Source organism: Pseudomonas sp. B21-021 (assembly GCF_024749205.1).
GTDB classification, from domain to species: Bacteria; Pseudomonadota; Gammaproteobacteria; order Pseudomonadales; family Pseudomonadaceae; genus Aquipseudomonas; species Aquipseudomonas paraglycinae.
In genome coordinates this window covers 3,384,017-3,399,922 of record NZ_CP087192.1, presented here as the reverse complement: position 1 = coordinate 3,399,922, position 15,906 = coordinate 3,384,017, and the positions used below count along the sequence as shown (strand labels likewise).

Sequence of the window (15,906 nt, the reverse complement as noted above, 5' to 3'; positions counted from 1 at the left end):
ACCCGATGACCGTGTATCTGGCGCGTTTGGCTCCCTCCAGCCAGCTCACCATGCGTTACGTTTTACAAGATGCCGCCGACCGTCTCGGCTTCGAAGACATGAACGTTGAAGAAATTCCTTGGCACGCGCTGCAACCGGAAGATGTCGTTGCGTTAGTCGCCGCATTGCGCGCCGACAATTACGCGCCGAATACGTCTTCGCTTTATGTAAACGCAATTCGCGGTGTGATGAATGAAGCCTGGCGCATGAGTCTTATCAGCCAGGAACATCTATTGAAGATGCGCTCGGTCAAAGGCATTGCCGGCACGCGACTGTCTCAGGGGCGCAATCTGAAGCGCACGCTGATTCATGAATTGATGGAAGTCTGCGCGGCCGATCCGCGACCACAAGGTTTGCGTGATGCAGCGGTGATTGCGCTGTTGTACGGCACCGGCATGCGCAAGTCGGAATCGGTGGATCTGGACCTGAATCAGGTCGACTTCACAGAGCGCAGTCTCTGTGTCACCGCCAAGGGCAACAAACAGCTGATCAAGTACGCGCCGGCCTGGGCGTTCGCCAAACTGAATGCCTGGCTGGAGTTTCGTCGTTCGGAACTCAAGGAAGGCGAAAGCGACGACGCGTTTCTGTTCAACCGCATTCGCCGTGGCAGCCACATCACCCGCGAGCGCATTACCAAGCACGCGATCTATTACATCGCCCGTCAGCGCGGCACCCAGGTCGGAGTGAAGATCATGCCCCATGATTTCCGGCGTTCGTTCATCACCCGGGTGATCGAAGAGCATGACCTGTCGATCGCCCAGAAGCTGGCCCATCACAGCAACATCCAGACGACCGCCAATTACGACGTGCGCGACGACAACGAGCGGCGCCGCGCGGTGGATCGCTTCGACCTGTAGTCAGGGTGTTGCAAAGACGTGGGCCGCTCCCAGAATGGACAACTGCACGGCGCTGCCGGCCGGTGGCGCGTGCATGCCCGAACTGCGCACCAGCAGTGAGCGACCGGGGCTGGCCTGGGAGCGAAGTTCCACCGTCAGGGTGCAGACGTTGCCGCCAAAGTCCCGATCAGTAACCACCGCGTGACAGCCGTCCGGGTCGGCGGGGATGTCTGACAGTTGCAGTTGTTCGGGCCGCAACATGATCTGCGCCGCGCCGGAAAAACCGTTGGTGTTGACCGCCACCCGGCCCAGGTCGCAATGGGCCCAACCGGCTTCGATCCGGGCGGGCATGACCACGGCTTCGCCGAGAAAACGCGCGGTCTGCTCGTCATCGGGGTAGCGATAGAGGTCCATCGGATGCCCCGATTGCACCAGCCGCCCATCACGCATGACGGCCAACTGGTCGGCGAACGACAGCGCTTCGCCCTGATCGTGGGTCACCAGAATCGTGGTCACGCCGGCGTCCTCCAGCAGGCGCGCGACCATTTTGCGCATGGCGCCGCGCAGGCCGGTGTCGAGGGCGGAAAAGGGCTCGTCGAGCAGCATCAGGCGGGGTCGCTGGGCCAGCGCCCGGGCGAGTGACACCCGCTGCTGTTGGCCGCCGGACAACTCGTGGGGCCAGCGCGCGGCCATGTCGGCGTTCAGGGCGACGCTGTCCATCAACGCCTGAATGCGCTCGGTTCGGGTGCTGCCGGTTTCCGCCAGCCCGAAGCCGATGTTGTCGGCCACGGTCATGTGCGGGAACAGCGCGCCGTCCTGCGGTACGTAACCGATCTGCCGTTGATACGCGGGCACAGCGTGGGTGCTGTCGACCAGGGTCTGGCCGTTCAGCGTCAGGCTGCCGGCGTCGGGGAATTCGAACCCGGCGATCATCCGCAACAGGGTGGTCTTGCCGGAGCCCGACGGGCCGACGATCACCGTGCGGCTGCCGGTCGGAACGGACAGGTTGATGGAGTCCAGCGCCGTTTGCGCGCCAAAGGATTTGCTTAAGGAAATGATGTCGAGAGCGTTCATCGGCCGGCACTGCGCCTGGATTGGTGATAGAGGATGGCCGTGAGCGGCAGCGACAGCAGCACCATCAGCAGGGCGTAAGGCGCTGCGGCGGCGTAGTCGATTTCGCTGGTCATGGCCCAGAAACCGGTGGCCAGGGTGCGCGTGCCGTTGGGCGCGAGCAGCAGGGTCGCGGTCAGTTCATTGGTGATCGCCAGAAACACCAGCGCCGCGCCCGCCGCCGCACCGGGCGCCGCCAGACGCAAGGTGATCAGCCACAGGGCACGCAACGGTGAGCGACCGAGGCTTTGCGCGATGTTTTCCAGCTCCACCGGCGCCTGTGCAAACCCGGCGCGCAGGCTGACCAGTGCCCGGGGCAGAAACATCAGCAGGTAGGCCAGCAGCACGGTGATCGTGGTCTGGTAGATCGGTCGGGCGAAGTGGATGGTCACGGTCACCAAAGCCAGCGCCACGACGATTCCCGGCAGTGCGCTGGTGATGTAGTTGCAGCCTTCGAGCAGGCGTTGCAGTTTGCCGGGGGCGCGGATCGACAGCCAGGCAATCGGGATCGCCGCGAGGCTGGTCAACAGCGCGCCGGCCACGCCGAACGACAGCGTCTGCAGCAACGCCGGCAGCAATTCGTTGCCTTGCCAGACCTCGGCACCGCCGGCGATCAGCCATTTGGCGAGGGTCAGCAACGGCACGCCGAGCGCCAGCAGGCAGGTCAGGCCTTGCAGGCACAGGCCCAGCGCGGCGGTGCGCCGTTGCAGGCGCACGGTGCGTTGTTCGCGAGCGCTGCCGGAGCCGACGCGGGCGTATCGCGCATGACCACGGGCGCCGGATTCCACCAGCAGCATCGCCAGGCAACACAGCGCCAGAACGCTGGCGAGCATGTTGGCGGCGGGGCCGTTGAAGGTGGATTTGAACTGGTCGAAAATCGCCGTGGTGAAGGTGTCGAAACGGATCATCGCGTACAGGCCATATTCGGCCAACAAATGCAGGCCGACCAGCAACGCACCGCCGCAGATCGCCAGGCGCAGTTGCGGCAACACCACCCGGAAAAACACGGCCCACGGCTTGAGACCGAGGGATTCGGCGACGTCTTCAATCGCCGGATCGAGACGACGCAATGTCGCCGCAATCGGCAGATAGAGGAACGGGAAATAGGCGATCACCGACACCAGCACCCCGGCCGGCAATCCATTGATCGACGGAATCAGACTGACCCACGCGTAGCTGTGTACGAACGCCGGCACTGCCAGGGGCGCGACCGCCAGCAATGACCAGAGCCGTCGGCCCGGCAGATCGGTGCGTTCGGTCAGCCACGCCAGCGTGGTGCCGAGCACGATGCAGATCGGCAGCGTGATCAGCACCAGCAGCACGGTGTTGATCAGCAGCTCGGCGACCCGAGGGCGGAAGACCAACGCTTCGATGGTCGCCCAGCCGGTGTACCACGAAACGCCGATCACAAAGCCGATCGGCACCAACGACAGCAGCGACACGGCGATGGCCAGCACGACCACCCACGGACTCCCGCGCCCATTGAGGGCGCGGGTCCGGCGTGACAAATGGGCGGAGGGCGCCGCAGCGATCTCCGCGGGCAGCGGTTCAGGCATCAATTACAGCAGTCCTGCCTGGGTCATCAGTTCGACGGCTTTCTTGCTGTCGAGCTTCGATGCATCGACTTTCGGCGCGTCCAGATCCTTCAACGGCACCAGTTTGGGGTTGGAAGCAGCGTCCTTGCCCACCGCGTATTCAAAGGATTTGCCGGTGCGCAGCACTTCCTGGCCTTGCTTGCCGGTGATGTACTGGAGGAATTTCTGCGCCTCCTCCTGGTGTTTGCTGGAAGCCAGCACGCCACCGCCGGAAATGCTCACGAACGCACCCGGATCCTGATGCTTGAAGTAGTGCAGGGCGGTGTTCTTGCTGTTTTCACCGGTCTTGGCCTGATCGACGAACGCGTAGTAGTGGTAGATCACGCCGCTGTCGACTTGCCCGGCGTTCACTGCTTTGAGCACCGAGCTGTTGCCACGGTAAGCGGTGAAATTGGCTTTCATGCCCTTGAGCCATTCGAGGGTGGCGGCTTCGCCTTTCTGCTCCAGCACGGCGGCGACGATGGCCTGGAAATCCGCACCGGCCGGCGACGCGGCCCAGCGACCTTTCCAGGCCGGGCTCGCCAGATCCATCAGGGATTTGGGCAGGTCTTTTTCCGGCAACTTGGACGGGTTATAGACGAACACCGTGGAGCGCGCGGCGATACCGACCCATTGGCCGTGGGCCGGGCGATACGCAGCGTCGACTTGCTCAAGTGTCGCCGGAGCCACGGGCGCGAACAGCTTGGCGTTGTCCACCAGCACCATGGCCGGGGAGTTTTCTGTCAGGAACACATCCGCCGGCGACGCCGCACCTTCCTGCACGATCTGGTTGCCCATCTCCGTGTCATCGCCGTTGCGCACCGTGACCGGTATCCCGGTTTCCTCGGTGAAGCCAGCGACCCAAGCCTTGGTCAGGGTTTCGTGCTGGGCGTTGTAGACCACCAGGCCGACGGAATCGGCGGCAAACGCCTGCCCGGCAGCGAGCAGCGCGGTCGCCAGCGCGGCCTGTTTCAGAAAGGACGGAACGGATGGACTCATGGCGGGGCAGCTCCTGTTTTTAGACGTTATGGTTTGCGAGAACCCGCAGGGGATTCAAATGCGAATGCTTTGCAAAAATAGAGTCGCGGCAATGTAGGGTGGCAAACGAGAAAAATACGTCAAAGAAATCGTTAATAAATGTCATTGCCATTCAGATTAGCAGCGTCTGGCCGCTTGCACGGCGGCCGTACGTCATGCCGATTGGAGGAGGGATCAGGAGGAGGGTGGGCAGCCGCGTGAGCCGGTGGAGGCCTGACTGATCAACGCAGCCAGGCGCTTGACGTTGTTCTGCTGGGCCACCACCAGGTCGTCGATGGTCGGCCCGGACGGGGTTTGCAGCAGCGAACGGCAGGCGATCAGGGCGTCGTCCCCGGTGTTGGCCTGGCGCAGGCGCCATTTGACGTCGATCAGCCCGTATTGCCCGGGAATCGAATCGAAGCGTTGCACATCGATGCGCACCGAGGTTTTACGCTGGCCGCCGGCATTACTGAGCTGATCCACCAGCGCGCTGCGCAATTCATCACTGAGGCTCGCGCCCCACCATTCGGTCTCCAGAATCGCCAGACCGCTGTTGCCCTGGCGGATGACGATCTGTGGCCGATCAACCTGCGGCGGCACGCTGATGCCCTCGATGGCGATTTCCGAACCGGCGCGGCCGGCCATCGGTTGCGTCGGCGTCAGGGTGTGAAAGTTGATCGGGGCGCTTTTGCAGGCGCCCAGCAGCAGGCCGATCGCGAGCACGGTGAACTTCAGCTTTAAAGCCATGGGACAGCTCCTGTGCTCAATTGCGCGGCGGCCCTTTGAGGTCCAGCGGCGCGGCGTTGTCGGGGCGGCCGCGAATCAACGATTCCGGATGACGGCCCAGATAATCGGACAGCTCACGCAACGAACGGGACATGCGCCCGAGTTCGTCGAGGGTCTCGGTCAGTTGTTCGCGTTGCGGCGAGTCTTCGGCCAGGGTCGAACTGGCCGATTGCAGGGTCTTGCTCACGTCGGCGAGGGTGTTCTGCACGCCGGGCAGGGTCTTGGCGTTGAACTGGGTCAGGCCTTTGCGCAATTCCACGAGGTTGCTGTCGAGGTTGCCGGCAATCCGTTCCACCGGCAGCTTGTTGAGCTTGTCGATCATCGCTTCGAGTTTTTCCTGCAACTGTTCGAGGCTGCCGGGAATCGTTGGAATACTGATCGGGCGAGCCGTTGGATCAAACGCGACTTTCTCGGCTTTCGGGTAGAAGTCCAGCGCGATGTACAACTGGCCGGTCAGCAGGTTGCCGCTGCGGGCCTGGGCGCGCAGGCCGTTGTCGATAAAGGTGCCGATCAGGCGCACGGCGGCGGCTTCGTCCTCCGGATTGTGCTCGAGTACCTTGAGCATCTTGACGTGAGCCTGGCCGAGGCGTTGCGGGTAGATCACGATGCCGACGTTGAGCGGGAAGCTGCGTTTTTTCGCATCGAAGTCCAGGTTGACGCTGACCACCCGGCCGATTTCCATGCCGAGGAATTCCACCGGCGCATCGACTTTCAGCCCGCGCAACGCCTGATCGAAACGCAGGCTCAGGTACTGCGCCTTGCCGTTGGGCGGGGCGAGGGCGGTTTGCTGGTCCTCAAACAGGTCGTAAGTCCTTTCTTCGGCGGCGGCAACGTCGTTGGGGCTGTACTCCGGCGCGCGGAAGGCGATGCCGCCGACCAGCAAGGTCGACAACGATTCGGTTTTCACCGCAAAACCGTTGGCACCGACGTTGACGTCAATGCCGCTGGCGTTCCAGAACCGGGTGTTTTCGGTGACGTAGGCGTCGTTTGGCGCGTGGATGAACACCTCGATGTTCACCCCTTTGCCATCGGCGTCCAGCGCGTAGGCCACCACTTGTCCCACCGGGATCTTGCGGTAATAGACCGGCGAGCCGATGTCCAGCGAACCGAGGTCCGAAGCGTGCAGGTTGAAGCGTTTTCCCGGCTCGCCGTAGGTGATCGGCGGCGGGTTCTCCAGGCCTTTGAAGTGTTTTGCGCGCGAGTTGGACTGACCGATGTCGGCGCCGATGTAGTCACCGGACAGCAACGTGTCGATGCCCGAGACTCCGCCCGCACCGATGCGCGGACGGACGACCCAGAACTGTGAGTCTTCGCGGGTAAAGGTTTCGGCCTGCTTGGCCAGTTTGATCGTGGCGTTGACGCTTTTCTGGTCGTCGCTCAGCTCGACGTCCGTGACCTGGCCGATGACCACGTTGCGGTATTTGACTTCGGTCTTGTTGGCGGTCAGGCCGCTGCCGGTCTTGAAGGTGACGACGATGCTGGGGCCTTCCTGCATCAGGTTGTGCACCACCAGCGAGATGCCCACCAGCACCGCAATGATCGGCACGATCCACACCAGCGAGATGCTGAAACGCCGGGTCTTGACCGGCGCCTGGCCCGGCGCTCGCGGTTGATCGGCGGCTGACGACTCCATCCATGACCTCCAGGGTGTGTTGGGCACTGAGCGTCAGGAACGCAAAAGCACTTCATCAATATAGAAGTGCTTCGCGATAGAGCAAATGTGCAGGACGCATTAACCGCGACGCGTCATCCCAGCAGCTCCCGCAGGCGATACCAGAACATGCCCAGTGCCAGCAGTGGCGAACGCAGCGCCGGGCCGCCGGGGAAGGTCATGTGCGGCACATTGCTGAACACGTCCATGCCCTGACTGTGACCGGCATGAATCGCTTCGCCCAGCAGCTTGGCGCACCAGTGGGTGACGTTCAGACCGTGGCCGGAATAGCCCTGGGCATAGAACACGTTCGGGTGCTGCTTCAAACGGCCGACCTGCGGGAAGCGGTTGGCGGTGATGCCGATCTTGCCGCCCCACTGATAGTCGATGCGCACATCCGCCAGTTGCGGGAACACCTTGAGCATCTTTGGCCGCATGTAGGCGGCGATGTCGGCCGGATCCCGCCCCGAATAATGGCAGGCGCCGCCGAACAGCAAGCGTCGGTCCGCTGAGAGCCGGTAGTAATCGAGGCCGACTTTCTGGTCGCACAGCGCCAGATTTTGCGGAATCAGTTCGGCGGCGCGTTCCGCCGACAGCGGTTCGGTGGCGATGATGTAACTGCCGGCGGGCAGGACCTTGCCGCTGAGTTGCTGTTCGAGTTCGTCCAGGTGCGCGTTGCAGCCGAGCACCAGACTGCCGGCGCGCACGGTGCCGCTCTGGGTGCGCACCTGAACGGTCGGGCCGTGGACGATTTCCAGCACCGGGCTCTGTTCGAAAATACGCACCCCGAGGGAGGCTGCCAGCCGCGCTTCGCCCTGCACCAGATCCAGCGGATGCAAGTGGCCCGAGCCCATGTCGATCAGGCCGCCCTTGTAGACACCCGCGTTCACCACTTGCTGACGAATCAGCTCAGGGGCGACCAGCCGCGTTTCATGGCGGTAACCCAACTGCGCCAGGCTTTCCTGCTCGGTCTTGAAGGCGTCGAACTGCGCCGGGGTGTTGGCCAGCTCGCAGAAGCCCCAGCGCAGGTCGCACTCGATGGCGTTGTCGGTGATGCGCTGGCGCACCAGCTCCACCGAATCGATCCCGGCCCGGTGCAGGTAGCGCACGCCTTCACTGCCGACATGCCGGGCGAAGCCTTCGACGTCATGGCCGATGCCGCGAATCAACTGCCCGCCATTGCGCCCGCTGGCGCCCCAGCCAATGCGCCGGGCTTCGAGCAGAATCACCGAGAGCCCGCGCTGTGCCAGTTCAATGGCGGTGTTGACGCCGGTGAACCCGCCGCCGATCACGCAGACATCGGCGATCAGGTCGCCCGCCAGTTCGGGATAAGGTGTGCTGGCCCGGGCCGACGCGGCGTAATAGGAGAGGGCGTGTTCCTGGGTGTACTGATTCATTTGTTCGACTTCACTTTGCTCCAGGACCGGGTCATCAGACGCATGATCGACTGGGGCGGGGTAGAGGAGATGTAGAGCTTGTCGAGGACTTCCTGGGACGGATAGACCTCGGGATTGTTGACCAGCTCCGGATCCATGTATTGCTTGGCCGCCGGGTTCGGGTTGGCGTAACCCACCGAGGCGCTGACCTTGGCGATCACTTGCGGATCGAGCAGGTAATTGATGAAGGCGTGGGCTTCCTTGGTATTGCCGGCGTCGGCGGGAATCGCCAGCAGGTCGAACCACAGGTTCGCGCCTTCCTTGGGAATCGAGTAGGCGATGTTCACGCCGTTCTTGGCTTCCTTGGCACGGTTGGCAGCCTGGAACACGTCGCCGGAATAACCGAAGGCCACGCAGATGTCGCCGTTGGCCAGGTCGGACACGTATTTCGAGGAGTGGAAATAGGTGATGTACGGCCGGATGCTCAGGAGTTTCTCTTCGGCCTTCTTGTAGTCCTCGGGTTTCTCGCTGCGCGGGTCCATGCCCATGTAGTTGAGGATCGCCGGGAACACCTCATCGGCCGAGTCCATCATCGACACACCGCACTGGGTGAGTTTTTTCAGGTTTTCCGGTTCGAACAGCACGGCCCAGGAATCGATGTGATCGATGCCCAGCACTTGCTTGACCTTGTCGACGTTGTAACCGATGCCGTTGGTGCCCCACAGGTACGGCACCGAATGCTCGTTGCCCGGGTCGTTTTTCTCAAGCAGGGCCAGCAGTTTCGGGTCGAGGTTTTTCCAGTTCGGCAGCTGCGAGCGGTCCAGTTTGAGGAAGGCGCCAGCCTTTACCTGACGGGCGAGAAAGTGGTTGGACGGTACAACCACGTCGTAACCGGTGCGACCGGCGAGCAGTTTGCCTTCAAGGGTTTCGTTGGAGTCGAAGACGTCGTAGATCACCTTGATCCCGCTGGAGGACTGGAAGTCGGCGAGGGTGGTTTCGCCAATGTAATCGGTCCAGTTGTAGACGCTGACCTGGGGTTGGGCGAGAGCACCGGCACTGCACGCCAGGGCCAGCGCGGCGGGGATCATGGATTTCAACAGACGCATATCGACACCTCTTCGAATTATTGGATTTTTCAGGCGACTCTTGCTGATCGTTCCCACGCTCCGCGTGGGAATGCCTCAATGGACGCTCTGCGTCCGCTTTGTGACGCGGAGCGTCACGGGCTGCATTCCCACGCAGAGCGTGGGAAAGATCGTGGGTTGGTTTTTGTTGTTTTAATCAGACGCTCAGCAACAGGAACTCCCGCTCCCAGGAACTGATCACGCGCTTGAAGTTTTCATGCTCGGCGCGTTTCACCGCGACGTAGCCGCGCACGAACTTGCTGCCCAGGTATTGCGCGACGGTGTCGCACTCTTCCATCTGGGTCAGGGCTTCTTCGATGGTGATCGGCAGGCGCAGGTTGCGGCGCTCGTAAGCCCGGCCTTCGACGGCGGCGCTCGGTTCGATGCCTTCGACCATGCCGATGTAGCCGCACAGCAGGCTCGCCGCGATGGCCAGGTACGGGTTGGCGTCGGCGCCGGGCAGACGGTTTTCAACCCGCATCGCCTCAGGCCCGGAGGTCGGCACCCGCAGGCCGACGGTACGGTTTTCTTCGCCCCATTCGACGTTGACCGGGGCCGAGGTGTCCGGCAGGAAGCGGCGGAACGAGTTCACGTTCGGCGCGAACATCGGCAGCACTTTCGGGATGTACTTCTGCAGGCCGCCGATGTGATGACGGAACAGGTCGCTCATGCTGCCGTCGGCATTGGCGAAAATCGGTTGGCCGCTGGCGATCTCGACCACGCTCTGATGCAGGTGCATCGCGCTGCCGGGCTCGTCACCGATCGGCTTGGCCATGAAGGTCGCGGTCACGTTGTGCTTGAGCGCGGCTTCACGCAGGGTGCGTTTGAACACGGTGATCTGGTCGGCCAGATCGAGCGCGTCGCCGTGGCGGAAGTTGATTTCCATCTGCGCCGGACCGTCTTCGTGGATCAGCGTGTCCAGGTCCAGGCCTTGCAGTTCGCACCAGTCGTAGACGTCTTCGAACAGCGGATCGAATTCGTTGGCGGCGTCGATGGAAAACGACTGACGACCGCTTTCGGCGCGACCGGAACGGCCCAGCGGTGCCTTGAGCGGCAAGTCCGGGTCTTCGCAACGCTGGGTCAGGTAGAACTCCATTTCCGGCGCCACGATCGGCTTCCAGCCTTTGTCGGTGTACAGCTGCAGGACTTTCTTTAGCACGTTGCGCGGCGACAGTTCGATCGGGTTGCCGAACTTGTCGAAGGTGTCGTGGATAACGATGGCGGTCGGCTCGATGGCCCACGGGATCACGTACACCGCATCGCTCACCGGCTTGCAGACCATGTCGATGTCGGCCGGGTCGAGCAGGTCGTAGTAGATGTCGTCGTCGACAAAATCCCCGGTTACCGTTTGCAGCAGCACACTTTCCGGCAGGCGCATGCCTCGCTCATGCAGGAACTTGTTGGTCGGTGCAATTTTGCCGCGGGCGATGCCGGTCAGGTCGCTGACCACGCATTCCACTTCGGTAATCTTGTGATCTTTCAGCCACGTGAACAGCTGATCGAAAGGGGCATTCATAAAGACCTCGTCGTTGGTTTTGTTGACGCGGGGGAAGGCGATTTCATCTTTCGCAGACTTCCCCTGAGGCGCGTTGACGACTATCTTGGGCGGGCCTTGACGTTCCATCTATCCACTTTCAGCAGCACCAAAGCGCACCAAAAGAGTGCGCAAGGTCTCCCATGACAACGTGTAATCCGCTACAGGTTCAAGCTTTCAACACCGCCGATGTCACCGAACAGATCCGCGCCACGCCGGGTTGGGTTCAGCATTACCAGCAGATGTCGCCGGGGCATTTCGCCGGGCAGATCCGCTATCTGGATTTGCAGGGTGTGGAGGTTTACGAAGAACAGATGAACACCCGGGTCGAGCAGAATTTCAGCGCGCCGGAAGGGTCGCTGGCGTTCTGTTTCGATCGCAGCGACAACGCGCTCTATCTGCTCAATGAAGAGAGCCGCAACATCTGGATCACCCCGGAGAACTACCAGGAAATCGCCGTGGTGTTCGGCCCGGAATTCGTCCAGCGCAACGGCCTGGACGTGGCCAGGCTGGAAGGTCTGTTCATGGCGCCGCTCAATGGCGCGCAGAACGGATTGTTCAGTCGCTGGTTAAGCTCGACCCTCACGAAGTTGTCGCAAACCCTTGATCAGCCAAGCAAAGAAGCACTGACTCAACAGTTGCTGGAGGACTGTCTGTTTATCCTCGACAACGCGAGCGTGTGCCTGGATGGCGGTGGTTTGCAGCGTCGCGCCGAAGAGCGAATCACCCTCAAGCGCGTGGGCGAGTGGGCGGCGGATTCGCCGGAAGAAACCCTCAATCTGCTGGAACTGTCGCGGGTGGCCGGGGTTTCCTTGCGGCAGTTGCAGCAGACGTTCAAGGCGTACACGGGGATGTCGCCGAGCCATTGGCTGCGTTTGCGCCGGCTTAACAGTGCGCGGCGGGAATTGCTCAAATGCTCGCCGGCAGATACCACGGTGGCGGAGGTCGCGATGAACTGGTCGTTCTGGCATTTGGGCCGTTTTTCAAGCAGTTACCGGGCGATGTTCAAGGAGTTGCCGAGCGAGACCTTGAAGCGCTCATCGTCGATGTGACGGGCACTCTGCACCACAAAAAAAGACGGGAGAGGTTTCGGTATTCGCCGAAATCTCTCCCGTCTTTTTCATTTATTGATAGGCCGATGTTGCCAAGCCTGTTGCGCTACCGACTAACCAACTCTGAGACGCTTGAAGGAGGATGAAAGGGATCTTTTCATCAGTCTGGCCATCGGGGTTTCTATTTCTTTATGGATGACATGGGACGCACCTATCATCAAAGCGATGGTGCCCCAGAGCAGCAAATGTGGATTGATGGCCGGATAAGCCATATTGAAGATCATGAAGCCGATCATTTGATGCAGCAGGTAAAGCGGGTAAGTCAGGGCGCCCAATGCTGTCCAGTCGAACTTCCCGATGGCTGACGTTTTGTGCGTCGCGATAAAAAGAAACGTCATGAAAAACAGGGCAATGACACCGCAGATGATCAAGGCGTCGTATTCGGTCGAATATTTCAGTTCGATCGACTCGGCCCAGGTGATCGCGTTGTAGCTGGCCAATGCCTGTGCAGCGGCCAGCAGGGAAATACGCGCTTTGGTAAAACCCTTGTCCCATATGATGTAGAACGTAGCGCCAGCGATGAAATAGGCCGCGTAGTCGGTGATCAGTACCGAGCGCAACTTTTCGAAAGCAAAGACTTCCGCTGTGGCTGAAACCAGCAGCCAAAGTACAAGGAACGTTTCTATTTTCTCTATCTTCTTGAAAGCCAACAGAATGGCGATCATCAGGTAGAACTTTATTTCGACGAACAGTGACCAGTAGACCCCGTCTATGGGCGGCACACCGAGCACGTCACCGAGGAATGTCATGTTGATCACGTATTGATAAAGGTCAGCCGAAAATCTTGGCTGCCCAATGGCCAGCGTGACCAGAAAAGTGATCGTGCAGCACACCCAGAATGCCGGGCAAAGGCGGATGACGCGGGAAATGAAAAACACTTTGAGGTTGTTGCTCGAAGCCGTCATCAGGATGACGAATCCACTGATCATGAAAAACAGCTCGACCCCCAGATAACCGTATTTGGCCACGTCAGCCAGCAGCGGGTAGGGCATTACAGACATATCGCCCCTCGCATACCCGCGAAACGCATAGTGAAAAAACACCACGGCGATCGCTGCGAGGAAGCGCAACAAGTCCAGCTCGTTCAGTCGCCGGTTGTTCATGTACAGGCGCTCCAGACTCGTCAGCGCGGATCGATAACTGAGGACTGTGTCGTGTGAAATTCGACTCAAGGCCAAAGCGGTGTAGGGTTGCTCAAGGACTGCGTAGCCACATGCGGATGTAATCGACTTCGAACGTGGAGGGCAGGTCAGCATCGTCGACCACGCCGAACCATTTCCACATGGCCTCACTGTCAAAGACGATCTGCATGGGGTAGAAAAAGTGGTTGTTCTTCGACTCCCTGACCAGCACGCCATCGACGTACCAGCGCAGGGTATCGGGCTGCCAGTCGAAGCCGTAGACATGAAAGTCACTGGCCAGCCGCCAGGGGCTGGTCCAGGTGCTGCCGTTGGCGATATGTTCGGTGCTCTGTGGCGTGGCCCAAAGGTGGGCGTTCATGTTGTAGGCGCGGTCTGAAGCCGCTTCTTTGGTCTTGCCGCCGATTTCAAAGATATCGATTTCGGTGGCGTTGTCGGCCATCCCTGTCCACGCCAGCCAGAATGCGCTGGAACCCGCAGAGTTCATGGGTTTGGCACGGGCTTCGTAATAGCCGTAGAAGCCACGTTCGAGGGTACGAACCATGGCTGAGGTGTAATCCTTGAAACCGAGCTGGACGTACTTCGGTGGCAAGGTTTCCTTGCGAAAGACAATCTTCAGATGGCCGTTGCTGACGCTGGCATTGCGCTCGGTGAACAACGCCGGCTTGCGTCCCAGCGACTCGTTGCCGATAGCATTGTTGACGTGCCAGCGTGTGCGATCGAGGGTGGTGCCATCGAACTCGTCGGACAGTGTCGTGTTGAGCAACCACCGGCCGGCATTGGCCTGATCGGACAACGGCAGATCCGGATGGATGTGGGACGGCAGCGCGTCCAGGGGGCCGACACGTGTCCAGGTATCGGCCTGAACCGGTATGGCCACGGTCCACTTGTCTGCCAGGTACCGAAATACGCGCTGGCGCTCCGCGAGCGAGGCAAGCGGGCGGTCATACACCAGGACTTCGGCGATGTCGCCGCGAAAGTTTTCGGCATTACCGACGGCATTGCGCCCCACGCCATACGGTCCCAGTGGCACGTCCTGCAGCTCAAGGACAGAAACCGTCGGTTCATAGGCACCGGTTTGCGACAGGCTGACAGCGAAATTCGGCAGCACGTTATCGTTGCTGGCGGCTTGCGGTCGCGAACTGAACAACCGTTGCCAGGGATCGACGCCGGCCTGCTCCGGCAACCGACGGGACACGATCAGTACGGTCGCAGACCCTTTGGCCGTGCGCAGGGCCCGGCCCAGTAATCCCGAGTTACCGCTCAAGCGCACCACTGACTGGCCATTGAGGCTGTTCTCCATCCGTTGTGGCGGCGAAGAAGCGCCATCGACTGTCGCATCATTGGCCTTGCCTGATTTGTCGCTCCAGCGCTGGAGACGGTTCTGCGCATCCAGGCTCATCGTCGACGCGTCGGCGGCGTCCAGCCACAACACGAGCCCGGTACTCGGCACAGCAGGAGGCGCCTGCGCGGCGTTGCTTGCCAGCGAAACCGAAAACAGCGCGGCCAGCAGACATTCCTTGAACATCGGCATCACTTCACCGCAACGGGTGCCGGAATCTTGAATGAAGATTGATACCCCTGCGGATTGCACGACTGCCAGCGCCAGGTATCGGTGATCATTTGTTCCAGGCCGCGCTGTGCGCTCCAGCCCAGTTCGCGTCCTGCCTTGCCTGGATCGGCCCAGCATTTGGCGATGTCACCGAGACGTCGAGGGGCGAAGCGGTAGGGAATGCTGATGCCGGTGATGTCCTCGAAACTGTGGATGATCTGCAGCACGCTGTAGCCAACGCCCGTGCCGAGGTTCCAGAAGTGAATCCCGTTGTTGTGCTGCAGCACTTGCAGTGCCTTGAGGTGACCGATGGCCAGGTCGACCACGTGGATGTAGTCGCGCACGCAGGTCCCGTCGACGGTGGGATAGTCGCTGCCGTACACCGTGAGTTCGGGTATCCGGCCTATGGCGACCTGCGTCAGGCACGGCAACAGGTTGTTGGGGCGGCCCCTCGGGTCTTCGCCGATCATTCCGCTTTCGTGGGCGCCGATCGGGTTGAAGTAACGCAATAACCCGATGCTCCAGCGCGGGTCGGAGGCGCACAGATCCGTCAGCAGCTCTTCGATCATGAGCTTGGTGCGGCCATAGGGATTGACCGGTTTGCCGGTGCCGACATCTTCGGCGATCGGCGTATTTGTTGGCTCTCCGTACACCGTGGCCGAAGAACTGAACACCAGTTGGAATACGTTATTGCGGGCCATCGCCTGGCACAGGTCGAGCGTGCCGGCAACATTGTTGGCGTAGTAGTCCAGCGGCTTGCGCACGCTTTCCTCGACGGATTTGAGACTGGCAAAGTGCACCACGGCCTCGATGTCGTACCGGCTGAAGATATCGTCGAGCAGCACCGGATCGCGAATATCGCCCTTGATGAAGTCGACGCGGGTCAGGGTCAGTTGTTCAAGGCGCCGGATGCACTCTCGACAGCTGTTGCACAGGTTGTCGAGCACCAACACCTTGTGGCCGGCGTTAATGAGGGCCAAAGCCGTGTGCGAGCCGATGTAGCCGGCCCCGCCAGTAATCAACGTGGTTTTGCGCATGATGAGGTCTTCCTGTCTC

At 61.1% G+C, this 15,906-nt stretch carries 13 protein-coding genes; 2 read left to right on the top strand and 11 right to left on the bottom strand.

The genetic code is table 11. The annotated features are described in order from the left end of the window. Window positions 1-5 precede the first annotated feature (5 nt). Window positions 6-896, top strand: coding sequence for a tyrosine recombinase XerC (gene xerC / locus LOY31_RS15085; RefSeq protein ID WP_139834466.1), 891 nt, complete (start codon window positions 6-8; stop codon window positions 894-896). Here xerC and LOY31_RS15080 read toward each other — a convergent pair whose 3' ends face one another. The 8 genes from LOY31_RS15080 to LOY31_RS15045 all read right to left on the bottom strand — a co-directional run bounded on the left by LOY31_RS15080 (window position 897) and on the right by LOY31_RS15045 (window position 11,029). Continuing rightward, complete coding sequence (locus LOY31_RS15080) at window positions 897-1,949, bottom strand: ABC transporter ATP-binding protein (RefSeq protein ID WP_258711764.1); 1,053 nt, start codon at window positions 1,947-1,949, stop codon at window positions 897-899. It lies immediately after the preceding gene. Continuing rightward, entirely contained in the window at window positions 1,946-3,541 is a 1,596-nt protein-coding gene (locus LOY31_RS15075) for an iron ABC transporter permease (protein WP_258711763.1), read from the bottom strand. The genes LOY31_RS15080 and LOY31_RS15075 overlap by 4 nt, the downstream gene beginning before the upstream one ends. A gap of 3 nt (window positions 3,542-3,544) precedes the next feature. After that, entirely contained in the window at window positions 3,545-4,558 is a 1,014-nt protein-coding gene (locus LOY31_RS15070; protein WP_258711762.1) for an iron ABC transporter substrate-binding protein, read from the bottom strand. Between the two features lie 213 nt (window positions 4,559-4,771). Beyond that, window positions 4,772-5,323: a membrane integrity-associated transporter subunit PqiC gene (locus LOY31_RS15065; protein WP_258711761.1), complete on the bottom strand. Its 552-nt coding sequence runs from the start codon at window positions 5,321-5,323 to the stop codon at window positions 4,772-4,774. A gap of 16 nt (window positions 5,324-5,339) precedes the next feature. After that, window positions 5,340-6,995 carry an intermembrane transport protein PqiB gene (locus tag LOY31_RS15060; RefSeq protein ID WP_258711760.1) on the bottom strand — a complete coding sequence of 552 codons (1,656 nt, stop codon included), beginning with the start codon at window positions 6,993-6,995 and terminating at the stop codon, window positions 5,340-5,342. 113 nt (window positions 6,996-7,108) lie between these two features. Beyond that, entirely contained in the window at window positions 7,109-8,410 is a 1,302-nt protein-coding gene (locus tag LOY31_RS15055; protein ID WP_085603507.1) for an FAD-binding oxidoreductase, read from the bottom strand. Then, window positions 8,407-9,495 (bottom strand): polyamine ABC transporter substrate-binding protein, encoded by a 1,089-nt coding sequence (locus tag LOY31_RS15050; RefSeq protein ID WP_007951305.1) that lies wholly within the window; start codon window positions 9,493-9,495, stop codon window positions 8,407-8,409. Before LOY31_RS15050 ends, LOY31_RS15055 begins: the two co-directional genes overlap by 4 nt. Before the next feature lie 175 nt (window positions 9,496-9,670). Then, window positions 9,671-11,029, bottom strand: coding sequence for a glutamine synthetase family protein (locus tag LOY31_RS15045; protein WP_007951306.1), 1,359 nt, complete (start codon window positions 11,027-11,029; stop codon window positions 9,671-9,673). Between the two features lie 161 nt (window positions 11,030-11,190). Between LOY31_RS15045 and LOY31_RS15040 the strand changes: the two genes are divergently transcribed. Then, window positions 11,191-12,099 (top strand): helix-turn-helix domain-containing protein, encoded by a 909-nt coding sequence (locus LOY31_RS15040; RefSeq protein WP_221534935.1) that lies wholly within the window; start codon window positions 11,191-11,193, stop codon window positions 12,097-12,099. Window positions 12,100-12,212: 113 nt separating this feature from the next. On the opposite strand, the gene LOY31_RS15035 is transcribed toward LOY31_RS15040, so the two are convergent. From LOY31_RS15035 to galE, 3 genes are all read right to left on the bottom strand, one after another. Continuing rightward, window positions 12,213-13,262 (bottom strand): acyltransferase, encoded by a 1,050-nt coding sequence (locus LOY31_RS15035; protein WP_221534936.1) that lies wholly within the window; start codon window positions 13,260-13,262, stop codon window positions 12,213-12,215. A 91-nt stretch (window positions 13,263-13,353) separates the two neighbouring features. Continuing rightward, window positions 13,354-14,832, bottom strand: coding sequence for a family 16 glycosylhydrolase (locus LOY31_RS15030; protein ID WP_085603516.1), 1,479 nt, complete (start codon window positions 14,830-14,832; stop codon window positions 13,354-13,356). After that, window positions 14,832-15,887: a UDP-glucose 4-epimerase GalE gene (gene galE / locus LOY31_RS15025; RefSeq protein WP_258711759.1), complete on the bottom strand. Its 1,056-nt coding sequence runs from the start codon at window positions 15,885-15,887 to the stop codon at window positions 14,832-14,834. The genes LOY31_RS15030 and galE overlap by 1 nt, the downstream gene beginning before the upstream one ends. Between the last annotated feature and the right edge of the window lie 19 nt (window positions 15,888-15,906).